Below are 14,312 nucleotides of genomic sequence, written 5' to 3' on the forward strand. Positions count from 1 at the left end.
AGGCGACAGACACGGTGGCCAACCCTCCGCCCGCGAACCCCGACGACGGGGAGCACGACGATCTGGCGGCGCTGGACTTCAGCCTCGCCCGGTCGCAGGGCGAGACCGACCTCAGTGTGATTCTCGGTGACTACGCGGCAGACGATGACGAGCCCGGCGATGCTCTGTCCGCGTTCGGTCTCGACCCCTCCGTTGACGCCGACCCGATGCCGACCTTCACCGTCACCAATCCGCCGGGCACCGTGACAGTGACGACGTACATGGACGGTCGCGTGCACCAGGTCGATCTGTCGCCGAAGGCCGCGGAGCTCCCCGAAGCGGTACTCGCCGACGAGATCGTCGTCATCGCCGGCCTGGCCACCCAGGACGCCAGGTCCGCCCAGTACACGTTCATGTTGGACGGGATGAGGCAGCAGGGCCACGACAATGTGGCCACCCGCGACTTCCTCACCCGCGACCTCGATCTGCCCACTCCCGAACAGGCACAGGCGGCCCGCGCCGAACTGTTCACGACCCGTTACGCAGGTGACGAATGACCGAACACCTGGCCGGCATCTTCGGGACCGCGGTGGGATTGCTGCCCACCTCCCAGGCGCGGTCACTGGAGTTGTTCACCGAGATCACCACCGCTGATGAGGCGGCATGCGACGCGTGGGTAGGCCGGATCCGATGCGGTGACACCGACCGCGTGACGATGTTCCGGGCGTGGTACTCCCGCAACAACTTCGGTCAACTCGCGGGCACCGCCGAGCTGTCGATGAACAGTCTCGGTGCCCGCGTTCCGATCGGCGGCATGTACGGCGACATCACCTATCCGGTCAATTCCCCGTTGGCGATCACGCTGGGCTTCGCGGTCAGTGAGGCGGCGCTGGGCAACTACGCCGATGCGATGGAAGCCCTCGACGATGCGCCCGCCGCCGGCGGCGAGCATCTGATCGCGTGGGTCAAGGCGGTCATCTATGGTGCTGCGCAGCGTTGGACCGACGTGATCGACGAGGTGCGCAGCGCGGGCACCGCATGGCCTGACAAGTTCCTCGCCGGAGCCGCGCTGGTGGCCCACGGTGTGGCCGCGGCCAACCTCGGCCTGTTCACCGAAGCCGAACGCCGTCTGGTGGAGGCCAATTCGGCCCCGGCCGGGCAGGCGTGCAACAAGGCGATCGCGTGGTACTCCGCGATGGCCTATCGAGCGCTCGGCAACGAGGAAGCCGCCGTGCGCCTGCTCGAGTGGCTGCAGGCCTCCCATCCGTCCGCTGAAGTGGCTGCGGCGCTGCGGGATCCGGCATACCGGCTGCCCACCACCACGGCCGAGCAGATCGCCTCGCGGCGGGACCCGTGGGACCCGTCCAGCGTGGTGGCCGACAACTCCGGGCGGGAGAAGCTGCTGGCCGACGCGCAGGCCGAACTCGACCGCCAGATCGGCCTGACCCGGGTCAAGGAGCAGATCGAGCGATACCGGGCGGCCACGCAGATGGCGAAAGTGCGTGCCGCCCGCGGAATGAAGGTGGCCCAGGCGTCCAAGCACATGATCTTCACCGGACCACCCGGAACCGGCAAGACGACGATCGCCCGCGTGGTGGCCAACATCCTGGCCGGCCTCGGCGTGATCGCCGAACCCAAGCTGGTAGAGACCTCCCGGAAGGATTTCGTCGCCGAGTACGAAGGCCAGTCCGCGGTGAAGACCGCCCGCACCATCGACCGCGCGATGGGCGGGGTGCTCTTCATCGACGAGGCCTACACACTGGTGCAGGAACGCGACGGCCGTACCGACCCGTTCGGCACGGAGGCGCTCGACACACTGTTGGCCCGGATGGAGAACGACCGTGACCGGCTGGTGGTGATCATCGCCGGCTACGGCAACGACATCGACCGGCTGTTGGAGGTCAACGAGGGCCTGCGGTCCCGCTTTTCCACCCGGATCGAGTTCGATTCGTACTCTCCCGACGAGATCGTCGACATCGCCAGAGTGATCGCCGCCGGCAATGATTCGAGCCTGAGCGACGAGGCGGCCAAGCACGTGCTGGAAGCCGCGACGCTGCTGAGCCGCAGCACGTCCAGCGGCAAGCCGGCACTGGACGTGGCGGGCAATGGGCGGTACGCCCGCCAGTTGGTGGAGGCCGGCGAACAGACCCGGGACATGCGGCTGGCCCGGTCGCTGGACTTCGACGCCCTCGATGTCGAACAGCTCAGCGAGATCAACGGCGAGGACATGGTGGCGGCGATCGCATCGGTGCACGGACGAATGAACATCAGCGAGTAGGTCATGGCGGGATTCCGGCTCACCACCAAGGTGCAGGTCAGCGGCTGGCGGTTCCTGCTTCGCCGCGTCGAGCACGCGATCGTGCGACGTGATACGCGCATGTTCGACGATCCGTTGCAGTTCTACAGCCGCGCGGTGACGGCCGGAATCGTCCTCGCGGTGCTGATCTGCGTCGGCGCGGTGCTGCTCGCATACTTCAAACCGCTCGGAAAGCGCGGCGGTGACACGCTTCTCGTAGACCGCACCACCAACCAGCTCTTCATCGTGCTGCCCGACAGCAGCCAGCTCCGCCCCGTTTACAACCTGACCTCGGCGCGTCTCATCCTCGGCGAGGGTCGGACTCCGGTCGCGGTCAAGTCCGAAGAACTCGACAAGATGCCCAAGGGACAATCCGTCGGCATCCCGGGTGCGCCGTACGCCACCCCGGTCACGTCGTCACCGGATTCGCAGTGGACGTTGTGCGACACCGTCATCAAACCGGACAGCGTGGCGCCTGCGGTGCAGTCCTCGGTGCTGATCACCCCGCTGGCGCTGGACGCGTCCGTCGCCGCGATGCGTCCGGAGCAGGGCATGCTGGTCTCCTTCAAAGATCAGGACTGGCTGGTCACCGCGAGCGGCCGGCACCTGGTCGACATGGCCGACCGGGCGGTGACCTCTGCGGTGGGCATCCCAGTGACCGCGCGGTCCACCCCGATCTCGGAAGGCTTGTTCAACGCGCTGCCCAACGCCGGCCCGTGGCGGTTGCCCGACATCCCGGCTGGCGGCACCCCGAACTCGGTGGGTCTGCCCCCGGAGCTGGTGGTCGGTTCCGTGTTCGTGACCGTGACCGACTCCGACGAACAGCACTACCTGGTGTTGCCCAACGGTGTCGCGAAGGTCAACAACACGACCGCGGCTGCTCTGCGCGCCACCAACTCCTATGGGCTGATCGAGCCGCCATCGCTGGAGTCCAGCGCGGTTGCCCGCGTTCCGGAGCAGGTCTATTCCTCCCCGCTGCCCGATGCGCCGATGGAAATGCTGCCGCGCCAAGAGGTTCCGACGCTGTGCTGGGCCTGGCAGCGGGTCGCCGGGGACCAGACGCCCAAGATGACGGTCATCGCCGGCCGTCGGCTTCCGCTCTCCCCGCAGATGCTGCGCTCCGGTATCGACCAGATCACCGGCGACGCGACGGTCTACATCGACGGCGGGCAGTACATCCGGCTCCAGTCGCCGGATCCGCGCTACGGCGAGAACCTCTACTACATCGATCCGCAAGGGGTGCGCTACGGCCTGCCCGACGAGCAGACCGCGGCGAAACTGGGACTGTCCTCGCCGCGCACTGCTCCATGGCAGGTGGTGAGTCTGCTGGTCGACGGCCCGGTGCTCTCGCAGCAGGCGGCGCTGGTGGAGCACGACACGTTGCCGCCGAACCCGAATCCGCGACGCGCCGGGGGCGACGCCGCGGTGGCGGGCGCACGCACTGGAGGCGGAGGATGACCACACGCAAGTTCACCCCGATCATCAAGCGGGGACCGCGTCTGACGCCCGGGGAGATCAATGTCACCCCGCCCGAGGATCTCGGCGTCGACATCCCGCCGTCGGGCATGCAGAAGGCGCTGCCCTGGGTGATGGGCGGCTGCATGCTCGGGATGATCGCGATCCTGATCTTCGGTGGGCTGCGCGCCTTCTCGCCGTACATGCTGATGATGCCGCTGATGGTGGTGATGGGCGCGGTGGGTCTGATGGCCGGTGGCGGCAGCGGCGGCAAGAAGGTGCCCGAGATCAACGCCGACCGCAAGGAGTACCTGCGCTATCTGGCCGGATTGCGCACCCGGGTGACGTCCTCGGCGTCGGCTCAGGTCACGTTCTTCAACTATCACGGGCCGCATCCCGAGGATCTGTTGTCGATCGTCGGTACGCACCGGCAGTGGTCACGACCGTCCAACCACGACTTCTACGCGGCGACGAGGATCGGGCTGGGCTCCGAACCCGCCGTCGACCGGCTGCTCAAGCCCGCGGTCGGCGCCGAGCTCGCCGGACCCGCCGGCGCTCCGCAGCCCCATCTGGAGCCGGTCAGCCACATGTGGGTGACCAAGTTCCTGCGCACGCATGGGCTGATTCACGATTGCCCGAAACTGGTGCAGCTGAAGACATTTCCGACGATAGCCATCGGCGGTGACCCCGAGGGCTCGGCGGCGCTGCTCCGCGCGATGATCTGCCACCTGGCGGTGTTCCATCCGCCGGACATGTTGCAGATGCGGGTGCTCACCGACAACCCCGAGGATCCGGCCTGGGCGTGGCTGAAGTGGCTGCCCCACCTGCAGCATCAGTCCGACACCGACGCCGCGGGCGCCACCCGCATGGTGTTCACCCGACCGGACGCGCTGAGCGACCTGGCCGCGCGCGGCCCGCACACCGCCGACGCGACCCCGAGCGGACCGTACGTCGTGGTCATCGACCTGACCGGCGGCAGAGCCGGTTTCCCGATGGACGGGCGCTCCGGCGTCACTGTCATCACGCTCGGTAACCATCGCTCCGCCTACCGGATCCGGGTCAACGAGGACGGCACCGCCGACGACAAACTGCCCGGTGCGTCGTTCCGGCAGGTAACCAGTCAGGTTGACGGGATCGCCCCGCGGCAGGCCGAGCGGGTGGCCCGCAAGCTGGCAGGGTGGTCGATCACCGGGACGATCATCGACAAGGGCACCCGGGTGCAGAAGAAGGTCGCGACCGAATGGCACGAGATCGTCGGGGCGCAATCGGTCGAGGAGGTCACCCCGGCGCGCTGGCGGATGTTCACCGACACCGACCGGGACCGGCTCCGGATCCCGTTCGGCCACGAACTCAAGACCGGCGACGTGATGTACCTGGACATCAAGGAGGGTGCGGAGTTCGGCGCGGGCCCGCACGGAATGCTCATCGGCACCACCGGTTCCGGCAAGTCGGAGTTCCTGCGCACGTTGATCCTGTCGCTGGCGGCCACCCATCACCCCGACCAGATCAACCTGCTGCTCACCGATTTCAAAGGCGGATCGACCTTCCTCGGCATGGAGAAACTGCCGCACACCGCGGCGGTGGTCACCAATATGGAGGAAGAAGCCGAGCTGGTCAGCCGCATGGGTGAGGTGCTCACCGGTGAACTCGACCGCAGGCAGTCCATCCTGCGGCAGGCGGGCATGCAGGTCGGCGCGGCGGGTGCGCTGTCCGGCGTCGCCGAATACGAGAAGCACCGCGAGCGGGGAGCCGATCTTCCGCCGCTGCCTACGCTTTTCGTGGTGGTCGACGAGTTCGCCGAACTGCTGCAGAACCATCCGGACTTCATCGGGTTGTTCGACCGGATCTGCCGCGTCGGCCGGTCGCTGCGCGTGCACCTGCTGCTGGCGACGCAATCGCTGAACACCGGCGGCACCCGCATCGACAAGCTCGAGCCCAACCTCACCTACCGAATCGCGTTGCGCACCACAAGCTCCGCGGAGTCCAAAGCGGTGATCGGCACACCCGAAGCGCAGTACATCACCAACAAGGAGAGCGGTGTCGGCTTCCTGCGGATCGGCATGGAGGATCCGGTGAAGTTCCAGAGCGTCTACACCGGCAATCCGTATGTGCCCACCGTGGTCAGCGCGGGAGACGACGAGGCTCCGAAAGCGCATGCCGACAAGAACATCCGTATCCACCGCTTCACCACGGCGCCGATCATGGATGCGAGGGTGAGCTGATGACGGTCGAGTCCGGGCAGAAGGTGCTGCGCGAAGTTGTCCTCGAGCAGCTGACCACCGGTGAGAATCATGCCTACCGGATGTGGTTGCCGCCGTTGGCCGATCCCACACCGGTCAACGAGCTGATCGCGCGCGACTACGAGCGGCGGCCGTTGCGGATCGGGCTCGGCATCATGGACGAGCCCCGCCGGCACCGGCAGGAGGTGTGGGGTATCGACGTCACCACCGCCGCAGGCAACATCGCGATCGGCGGGGCTCCTCAGACGGGTAAGTCGACGCTGTTGCAGACGTTCATCCTGTCGGCATCGGCGTCGCACACCCCGCGCCAGATTCAGTTCTACTGCGTCGACATGGGCGGCGGCGGGCTGATGTACATCGAGGACCTGCCACATGTCGGTGGCGTGGCGACCCGGGCCGAGCCGGACCGGGTCAACCGTGTGGTCGCCGAGGTGAAAGCCGTTCTGCGGCAACGTGAGCAGACGTTCAAGGAGTACCGGGTCGGCTCCATGGCCGACTACCGGCAGATGCGGGACAACCCCGATCACCCGGCGTCGGCGGACCCTTTCGGGGATGTGTTCCTGGTCATCGACGGCTGGCCGGCGTTCGCAGCCGAGTTCACCGAACTGGAAGCCACCGTGCAGGACATCGCCGGGCAGGGATTGGCCTACGGCGTGCACACGATGATCTCCACTCCGCGCTGGACGGAACTGCGTGCCCGGGTGCGCGACTACCTCGGCACCAAGATCGAATTCCGGCTGGGCGACGTCAACGAGACCCAGATCGACCGGATCACCCGCGAGATCCCGATCAACCGCCCAGGACGGGCCGTGTCGACCGAGAAGCACCACCTGATGATCGGGGTGCCCCGGCTGGACGGCGTGCACAGCGCCGAGGGACTGGTGCCCGCAATGTCCGCGGCCGTCAAGGAGATCGCGGCGCGTCACACCGAGGAAGCCCCGCGCGTGCGGGTGCTGCCCAGCCGCATCTACCTCAACGAGCTGGATCCGAACCCGCCCGGTCCGGACGCGGATTACCGGACGCGCTGGACGATCCCGGTCGGCGTGCGCGAATCGGACCTCACGGTGGCGCACAACCATATGCACACCACCCCGCACCACCTGATCTTCGGTGCGGCCAAGTCCGGCAAGACCACCATCGCGCACGCGATCGCGCGAGCGATCTGTGCCCGCAACACTCCGCAGCAGGTCCGGTTCATGGTGGCCGACTATCGGTCCGGTCTGCTGGAGGCGGTGCCTGAGACCCATCTGCTGCCCGCCGGCGGGATCAACCGCAACCACAGCGTGCTGGAGGAGTCGATCAGGGCGCTGGTGTCGAACCTGGTGAAGCGGCTACCGCCGACCGACCTCACCCCGTCGCAGCTGCGGCAGCGGTCGTGGTGGACCGGACCCGACGTCGTGCTGTTGGTCGACGACTGGCACATGATCACCGCCGCCGGCGGCATGCTGTCGCCGATGGCCCCGCTGGCGCCGTTGCTGCCGGCCGCCGCCGACATCGGTCTGCACCTGGTCGTGACGTGCCAGATGAGCCAGGCGAGCCGGGCCACGATGGACAAGTTCGTCGGGACCGCGTACGGGGCGGGCACCCCGACGATGTTCCTGTCCGGAGAGAAGCAGGACTTTCCGTCCCGCGAGATCGTGGTCAAGAAAAGGCCCCCTGGCCAGGCGTTTTATGTCACACCGGATGTGAAGGAAGTGATCCAGGCGGCGTATGTGGATCCGCCCGAAGAATAAGTGTTCCGAGCACTCTCTGACGGCGGTTAATATTGGGAAGTGCTTTTCCAGCAAATGGGAGAGTAGCCGAAAGGCAATTTTTGTCGGGGGGGTCAAAAAGCATCCCCGCTGGGTATCGGTGCCGATACTCCACAACTAAAGACATCCATGTGTTTAGACCAGCGAGGTAACAGCAAATGCAGCCATTGAGTCATAACCCGGGTGCTGTCGGCGTCGGCGGGCAGGTCACCGCGAACGGCGCGCGGGGTCTTGCGACGGGCACCGCGGCCACCGCCGAGGTCAGTGCGCTCGCCCCGGCAGGGGCTGATGAGGTCTCGGCCGCGGCGGCGTTGAACTTCGCTGCCGAAGGCGTGCAGACCCTCGGCATCAACGCACTCGCGCAGGAGGAGATCGCGCGCGCGGGCGCCGCCGTCATCGAGATCGCCGGGGTGTATCAGGCCGTCGACGCTGCGAACGGCGCGACGCTGATCTGAGCGGAGCAACCTGAGTCATGGCCGCCATCGGCATTCCCATCCCACCGATCTGGGGAGCGTTCCCTCCCGAGATCAATACGTCGCGGCTGCAGGCCGGTGCCGGTGCGGTGCCGATGCTGCAGGCGGCGGCGGGCTGGGAGGCGTTCGCGATCTCGCTGGAGACGCAGGCCGATGAGCTGACGGCCAGCCTCGCCTCGCTGGCCCAGATGTGGCAGGGAATGGGCAGCGAGCGCGCGGTTGCCGCGGCGATGCCGATGGTGTTGTGGCTGCGAATGCTCTCGCTGCAGGCGCACAAACGGGCCGCCCAGGCGTCGGCGCAGGCGTCGGCGTGGACCATAGCGGCCACCGGCACCCCGCAGTTGCCCGAGATCGAGCAGAACCACATCACCAACGCGGTGCTCAACGCCACCAACTTCCTCGGCGTCAACACCGTCCCGATCGCGGTCAATGAGGCTGACTACGTACGGATGTGGAACCAGGCGGCCGCGGTGATGACCGCCTATGAGACCGAGACCATGCTGAACTCGACCTTCGAACCGGTGGCGCCGCCGAAGCCGATCGTGCTGCCGGGCGGAGCCGAGTCGGCGCTGGCCACCGGACTGGCCGGCGCCGCCCCCGGGATGGCGACCGCCGTCGCCCGCAATGCGACGTTCACCAAGGTGAGCAGCATCGGCAAGCTGGACGAGCTCAACCAGAAAGCCGGAAAGGTCGAAGGGACACTGCATCAGGCCGCGAATTCGGGCCGCTCCCAAGCCGAGCAGGGCCAGCTGCTGCAGCAGGCCCCCCAGCAGGGAATGCAGATGGGCATGCAGATGGCCTCCCAGTTGGGCTCGACGCTGGGCCAGGTCCCGCAGCAGATGATGCAGGGGGTCACGCAGCCGTTCCAGCAGCTGACGCAGCCGCTTCAGCAGATGTCCTCGCTGTTCGGTCAGATGGGCGGATTCGGTGGCGACAAGGGGGCACAGATCGGAATGCTGGGCGCCACACCGTTTTCCAACCACCCAGCGATCGGTGGGAACGGTGCTGCCGCCGGTGCGGGTCTGGTGCGCGCCGCGTCGTTACCCGGTGCGGGCGGTACTGCTACGCGGACCCCACTGATGTCGAACCTTGTCGGTTCAGGATTGCAGCCGACGATGAACGCCGTGTCGGTCGGAGCGGGAGCCGGTGCGGGCGTCGGCGCCGGCCTGGCTCCTGTCGGCGCCGGAGGCGGGATGGGCGCCGGCGGACCGATGGGGATGCTGGGCCAGCGCGGCAGGAGCGGTGGCAGCAAGCCCGGATTGAACGCGCCCGCACCGCTGGAGCACGACCTCAGCGAAGACGAAGACGACGACTGGTAGTCGTCCACCACAGACTTGCCGGCCGCCTGGGGTCGGGAGGGCTCGCCGATACGGCGAGAGCACAGGGAAACCGAAACGCCGGTAACAGAGAGAAGGTCATCACATGGCACTTGAGGCAAATGTTGCGTCGTTAGCCACAGAGGCGGGGACATTCGACCGGATCGCGGGCGAGCTCACTGCGGTGCGCGCCCAGGTCGAGTCCACCGCCGCGGCTCTGGCAGTCAACCTGGATACCCCGGATGCGGGCAGGGCGGCGCAGGCCGCGCTGCTGCGTTACCAGGAGGCCTCCGATCAGCAGATCCGTCTGCTCACGGACATCTCGCAGAACATCCAGATCAGCGGCATCAAGTACGAAGCCACCGACGCCGACAACTCCTCGCGCGTCGCGGCCTCGATGAGCAACGTCCTGTAGCCCACACCCTCAGACCTTAAGGAGAACCATTGTGACTAGCGGAGGCTCGATCAACTACAACTTCGCCGGCATCGAAGCCGATTCCGGTGAGATCAGCGCGGCCGTGGGCAAGGTCAACGGCCTGCTCGCCGAGGGCCAGGGCGCACTGAACCGGCTCCAGGGCACGTGGCGCGGGGACGGCGCGATGTCCTACGAGGCCGTCCAGCAGCGCTGGAACCAGAACTCCGAGGAACTGAACCTGGCGCTGCAGAGCCTGGCGCACGCGGTTCGCGACTCCGGTGTCGACATGGGCGGCACCGAGCAGAGCGTGATGGGAATGTTCACCTAACAGCTGCACCACGCCGGTGGGCGACCGGTCCCGGGACCGCGATCGCCCACCGCGTGCACAGCTCGCTTCACACCGAAACCCCTTGAGAGGTGCACATGTCGGCCGACTATGACCGGCTCTTCCACTCCCCGGATGCCGTCCGAACCGCCGACGAGGATCCCGACCGGGACCCCACGCCGGCAGGGCGGGACACCGCGGTGCCGCCGGGGAACCCACCCAGCGGGGACGCGACCCCGCCGCCCATGCCGGCGGCATCTGCGCGCACCCAGACGGCGCAGGCACCTCCGTCCTGGCACACCGAGGTGATGAGCCCGGTCAACGATCTGCAACCGCCACCGCAGGCGGCTCCGCAGCATCGGGTGCCCAACAACGGGATGATGCGTGCTCCACAATCCACGCCCCAGCCGGGGGCACGCCACGAGCAGCAGCGCCCGATGACCGCCCCGGCGCCACGGCCGGCACCGGCGCCGCCGCCGTCGCAGTTCTACGGCGACAGCGTCGATCACCGACCGCCGGCGGCACCCACCTCGGCGGCCACGATGGGCAATCACCGCGCCATCGACGCGCTCTCCCACGTCGGGGTGCGCTCGGCGGTCAAGATGCCGTCCCAACGCGGCTGGCGGCACTGGCTCTACGTGATGACCAGGATCAACCTGGGGCTCTCCCCCGACGAGGTCTACGAACTGGACCTGCACACGCGGATCCGCCGCAACGCCCGCGACTCGTACCACATCGGGGTCTTCGGGCTCAAGGGCGGTGTCGGTAAGACGGCCGTCACCGTCGCGTTGGGGTCTGCGCTCGCCAGCATCCGCGGAGACCGGATCCTCGCCATCGACGCCGATCCGGACGGCGGCAATCTCGCCGACCGCGCCGGCCGGCAGTCGGCCGCGACGATCGCGGACCTGCTGTCGGACAAGGAACTGAAGCGCTACAACGATATTCGGGCCTACACCAGCATGAACGCCGCGAACCTGGAGGTGCTGTCCTCGGAGGAGTACAGCGCCGCCCGGCGCGAGTTCAACGACGAGGACTGGCGTGCCGCCACCGAGATCGTCTCCCGTTACTACAACTTGGTGCTCGCCGACTGCGGCGCGGGGCTGTTCCAGCCGGGCGCCCGCGGGGTGCTCTCGACGGTGTCCGGACTGGTGATCGTCGCCAGCGCATCCATCGACGGAGCGCGTCAGGCGGCGATCACGATGGACTGGTTGCGGCAGAACGGATATCAGGACCTGCTCGGAAGGTCCTGTGTCGTGATCAACCATGTGACCCCGGGCAAGCCGAACATCGACGTCGAGGACCTGGTGCAACAGTTCGAGCGGCATGTGCCTGCCGGACGGGTCATCGTGCTGCCGTGGGACAAGCACATCGCCGCGGGCACCGAGATTCAATTGGGGCTGCTCGGCAAGACATTCACCCGCCGGATCGTCGAGTTGGCCGCGGCGCTGTCCGACGACTTCGACAGGCTTGAGCGGCGTTGACCGCAACGGTTGCCCCTCCGACGTCGTCGGGCACCACGCCGGGGCGCCCGTCGACCACCCGCGTCACGATCCTGACCGGCCGTCGGATGACCGATCTGGTGCTGCCGTCGGCCGCGCCGATCGAGACCTACGTCGACGAGACGGTGTCGGTACTGGCCGACATCCTCGCCGACACACCCGCAGACGTGTTGGCGGGCTTCGACTTCAAGGCCCAAGGAGTCTGGTCGTTCGCCCGTCCCGGCGCGCCACCGATCAAGCTGACCGACTCCCTCGATGACGCAGGCGTGGTCGATGGATCGTTGTTGACCGTCGTCTCGGTGAGCCGGACCGAACGGTACCGCCCGTTGGTCGAGGACGTCATCGACGCCATCGCCGTGCTCGACGAGACCCCGGAGTTCGACCGCGGCGCGCTGTACCGCTTCGTCGGGCTGATGCTGCCGCTGGCGGCGCTGATGGTCACGACGGTGGGGGTTCTGTCGTGGCAGTCAACCGGCCGCCACTGGTGGTGGGCGGTGGCCCTTGGCGTGCTCGGCCTGGGTCTGACGGGCGGCAGCATGCTCGCCCAGAAGCGGTTCGACAACTTGAACATGGCCGAGAGCCTGCTGGTGTCGTCGATGGTGGCACTCGCCGGTGCCGTCGTGTTGGCGGTTCCGTTGCCGGACGGGGTGGAGTCCCTGGGCGCGCCGCAAGTCGCGGGCGCCGGGGCGCTGGTGCTGCTGATGGTCCTGGCCACCCGAGGCGGTCCGCGCGGCCGGGCCGAAGTCGCGGCGTTTCTGGCGGTCGTCTCGCTGGCGCTGACGATCGCCGCCGTGGCGTACGGCTACGGATGGAACAGCTGGGTTCCGGCCGGGGCGATCGCTTTCGGGCTGATCGTGGTCACCAACGCCGCGAAACTGACGGTGGCCGTGGCGCGGATCGCGTTGCCGCCGATCCCGGCGCCGGGTGAGACGGTGACCAACGACGAGCTGCTGGACCCGGTGACCACGACGGATGCGTCCGAGGAATCCGAGACGTGGCAGGCGATCATCGCGTCGGTGCCGAGTTCGGCGGCGCGGTTGACCGAGCGCAGCCGACTGGCCAAACGCCTGCTGATCGGCTTCCTGAGCGCGGGAGCACTGATTCTCGCCGCGGGCTCGATCGCCGTGGTCGTCCAAGGGCACTTCTTCGTGCACAGCGTGATCGTCGCCGTCCTGGTGACGATGTTGTGCGGCTTCCGTTCCCGGCTGTACGCCGAGCGGTGGTGCGCGTGGGCTCTGATGGCGGCGGCGGTGGCGATCCCGACCGGAGTCACGGTGCGGCTGTGCCTGTGGTACCCGGAACGGGCCTGGCTGCTGCTCGCGGTGTACACGGCGCTGGCGGTGGTCGCCGTCATCCTCATCGGTGCGAGCGAGGGTGTTCGGAGGATCTCGCCGGTGACCAAGCGGATTCTCGAATTGTTGGACGGGGCGACGATCGCCGCCGTGATCCCCATGCTGCTGTGGATCGCCGGGGTGTACGACGTCCTGCGGAACCTGCGGTTCTAGGAGGCCGATATGGCGACCGGAGGCACCCCACCACCGCTCTCGGTGAACCCCGAGGAGCTGAGCGCCGCCGGTGGTGCACTGTTGAACGCGGCAGGTCAACTACCGGAGGCGCCACCACCTTTCATGCCGGTGGGCACGGATCCGTTGTCGGTGGCGATCATCGGGCAGATCCCGGCGGTGGAAGTGCCCATCGCCACGCAGCTGCCGTTGATCCAGGCGCAGGCGACGACCACCGCGGAGAACGTGCAGAACGCCGCGCAGGCCTATGCGGCCACCGATGCACGCAACGGTGCCAAGATCACCAAGCTCATGGAGAATGCTCCGGAAACGCTCGGAATGGGTTCCGGCGGAGGGGGAATGGCGGCGGGGTCCGGCGGCGCCGGGTCGGCGGGTCAGATGATGAATACGCCGATGCAGATGGCCGGTCAGGTGGCGCAGATGCCGATGCAGGTCATGGGTGCGGTGGCCGCGGTGCCGCAGGGAATCATGCAGGGCGCGCAGCAGGCCGGCCAGCAGGTGCAGCAAATGGTGGGGCAGTTCGGTCAGGGCGGTGCAGGAGGTCAGACCGGCTCGTCTGCCGGCGATAGTCGTGCCCCCGAGGTTCCCGGCGTTCCGGACACGGGTTCAGACGGTGCCGCCGCGGGAGCACCCGATGCCGAACGTGCACCGGAGGCCAAGGAGGAGGCGGATGCTTCCGGCGAACAGCGCGAGGGTCGTCATCGCGCCCCTGACCCCGACGAAAGGATCAATCTGTGACCGCACCCCTGGAAGTCGACACCAGTGTGCTGCGCCGGGTCGGCGGCGACTTCAGCGCCGCCGGCGACCGGATGGCGGGAATGCGGGCCGACGCACCGCTCGCAGACGCGGCGGCCGGAGTGCCCGAATTGCAGACCGCCGCAGCGTGTTACGCCGCGCAAAGCACCATCGCCGCTGAGATGGAGACCATCGCCGGCAACGCGCGCACCTACGGCACCGATCTGAAAAGCGCTGCCGACCGGTACGACGCGACCGACGAGGCGTCCGGCGAGGCGATCGAGGGCGTCGGCATTCCCGCGCCG

The 14,312-nt window shown here is 67.8% G+C and carries 13 protein-coding genes; all 13 read left to right on the forward strand.

Annotation, left to right across the window (positions count from 1 at the left end; translation table 11 throughout):
- The first annotated feature begins 14 nt into the window (after window positions 1–14).
- Window positions 15–536 (forward strand): hypothetical protein, encoded by a 522-nt coding sequence (locus tag ACXMYJ_RS17375; protein WP_460357948.1) that lies wholly within the window; start codon window positions 15–17, stop codon window positions 534–536.
- The gene (gene eccA / locus ACXMYJ_RS17380; protein ID WP_460357951.1) at window positions 533–2,257 is read left to right on the forward strand and encodes a type VII secretion AAA-ATPase EccA; all 1,725 of its coding nucleotides are present in this window, start codon (window positions 533–535) and stop codon (window positions 2,255–2,257) included. The genes ACXMYJ_RS17375 and eccA overlap by 4 nt, the downstream gene beginning before the upstream one ends.
- Before the next feature lie 3 nt (window positions 2,258–2,260).
- Window positions 2,261–3,733, forward strand: a complete 1,473-nt coding sequence (gene eccB, locus ACXMYJ_RS17385) for a type VII secretion protein EccB (RefSeq protein ID WP_460357954.1) — start codon at window positions 2,261–2,263, stop codon at window positions 3,731–3,733.
- Window positions 3,730–5,952 (forward strand): type VII secretion protein EccCa, encoded by a 2,223-nt coding sequence (gene eccCa, locus ACXMYJ_RS17390; RefSeq protein WP_460357957.1) that lies wholly within the window; start codon window positions 3,730–3,732, stop codon window positions 5,950–5,952. Before eccB ends, eccCa begins: the two co-directional genes overlap by 4 nt.
- The gene (gene eccCb / locus ACXMYJ_RS17395; RefSeq protein ID WP_460357960.1) at window positions 5,952–7,703 is read left to right on the forward strand and encodes a type VII secretion protein EccCb; all 1,752 of its coding nucleotides are present in this window, start codon (window positions 5,952–5,954) and stop codon (window positions 7,701–7,703) included. Before eccCa ends, eccCb begins: the two co-directional genes overlap by 1 nt.
- 176 nt (window positions 7,704–7,879) lie before the next feature.
- Complete coding sequence (locus tag ACXMYJ_RS17400; RefSeq protein ID WP_260756212.1) at window positions 7,880–8,176, forward strand: PE family protein; 297 nt, start codon at window positions 7,880–7,882, stop codon at window positions 8,174–8,176.
- Window positions 8,177–8,193: 17 nt separating this feature from the next.
- Window positions 8,194–9,513 (forward strand): PPE family protein, encoded by a 1,320-nt coding sequence (locus ACXMYJ_RS17405; RefSeq protein WP_460357964.1) that lies wholly within the window; start codon window positions 8,194–8,196, stop codon window positions 9,511–9,513.
- A 103-nt stretch (window positions 9,514–9,616) separates the two neighbouring features.
- Entirely contained in the window at window positions 9,617–9,925 is a 309-nt protein-coding gene (locus tag ACXMYJ_RS17410) for a WXG100 family type VII secretion target (protein WP_460357967.1), read from the forward strand.
- Between the two features lie 31 nt (window positions 9,926–9,956).
- On the forward strand, window positions 9,957–10,253 hold the full coding sequence (locus ACXMYJ_RS17415) for a WXG100 family type VII secretion target (RefSeq protein WP_460357970.1): 297 nt from the start codon (window positions 9,957–9,959) through the stop codon (window positions 10,251–10,253).
- Window positions 10,254–10,348: 95 nt separating this feature from the next.
- Window positions 10,349–11,731, forward strand: a complete 1,383-nt coding sequence (locus tag ACXMYJ_RS17420) for a MinD/ParA family ATP-binding protein (RefSeq protein WP_260756216.1) — start codon at window positions 10,349–10,351, stop codon at window positions 11,729–11,731.
- The gene (eccD, locus tag ACXMYJ_RS17425; RefSeq protein WP_260756217.1) at window positions 11,728–13,254 is read left to right on the forward strand and encodes a type VII secretion integral membrane protein EccD; all 1,527 of its coding nucleotides are present in this window, start codon (window positions 11,728–11,730) and stop codon (window positions 13,252–13,254) included. The genes ACXMYJ_RS17420 and eccD overlap by 4 nt, the downstream gene beginning before the upstream one ends.
- A gap of 9 nt (window positions 13,255–13,263) precedes the next feature.
- A complete protein-coding gene (locus ACXMYJ_RS17430) occupies window positions 13,264–14,010 on the forward strand; it encodes a hypothetical protein (RefSeq protein WP_460357974.1) in 747 nt (248 codons plus the stop codon).
- Window positions 14,007–14,312 (forward strand): WXG100 family type VII secretion target (locus tag ACXMYJ_RS17435; protein WP_460357976.1); only part of this gene is annotated, 306 nt, incomplete at its 3' end. The genes ACXMYJ_RS17430 and ACXMYJ_RS17435, both read left to right, overlap by 4 nt.

The organism is Mycobacterium sp. ZZG, from assembly GCF_054786995.1.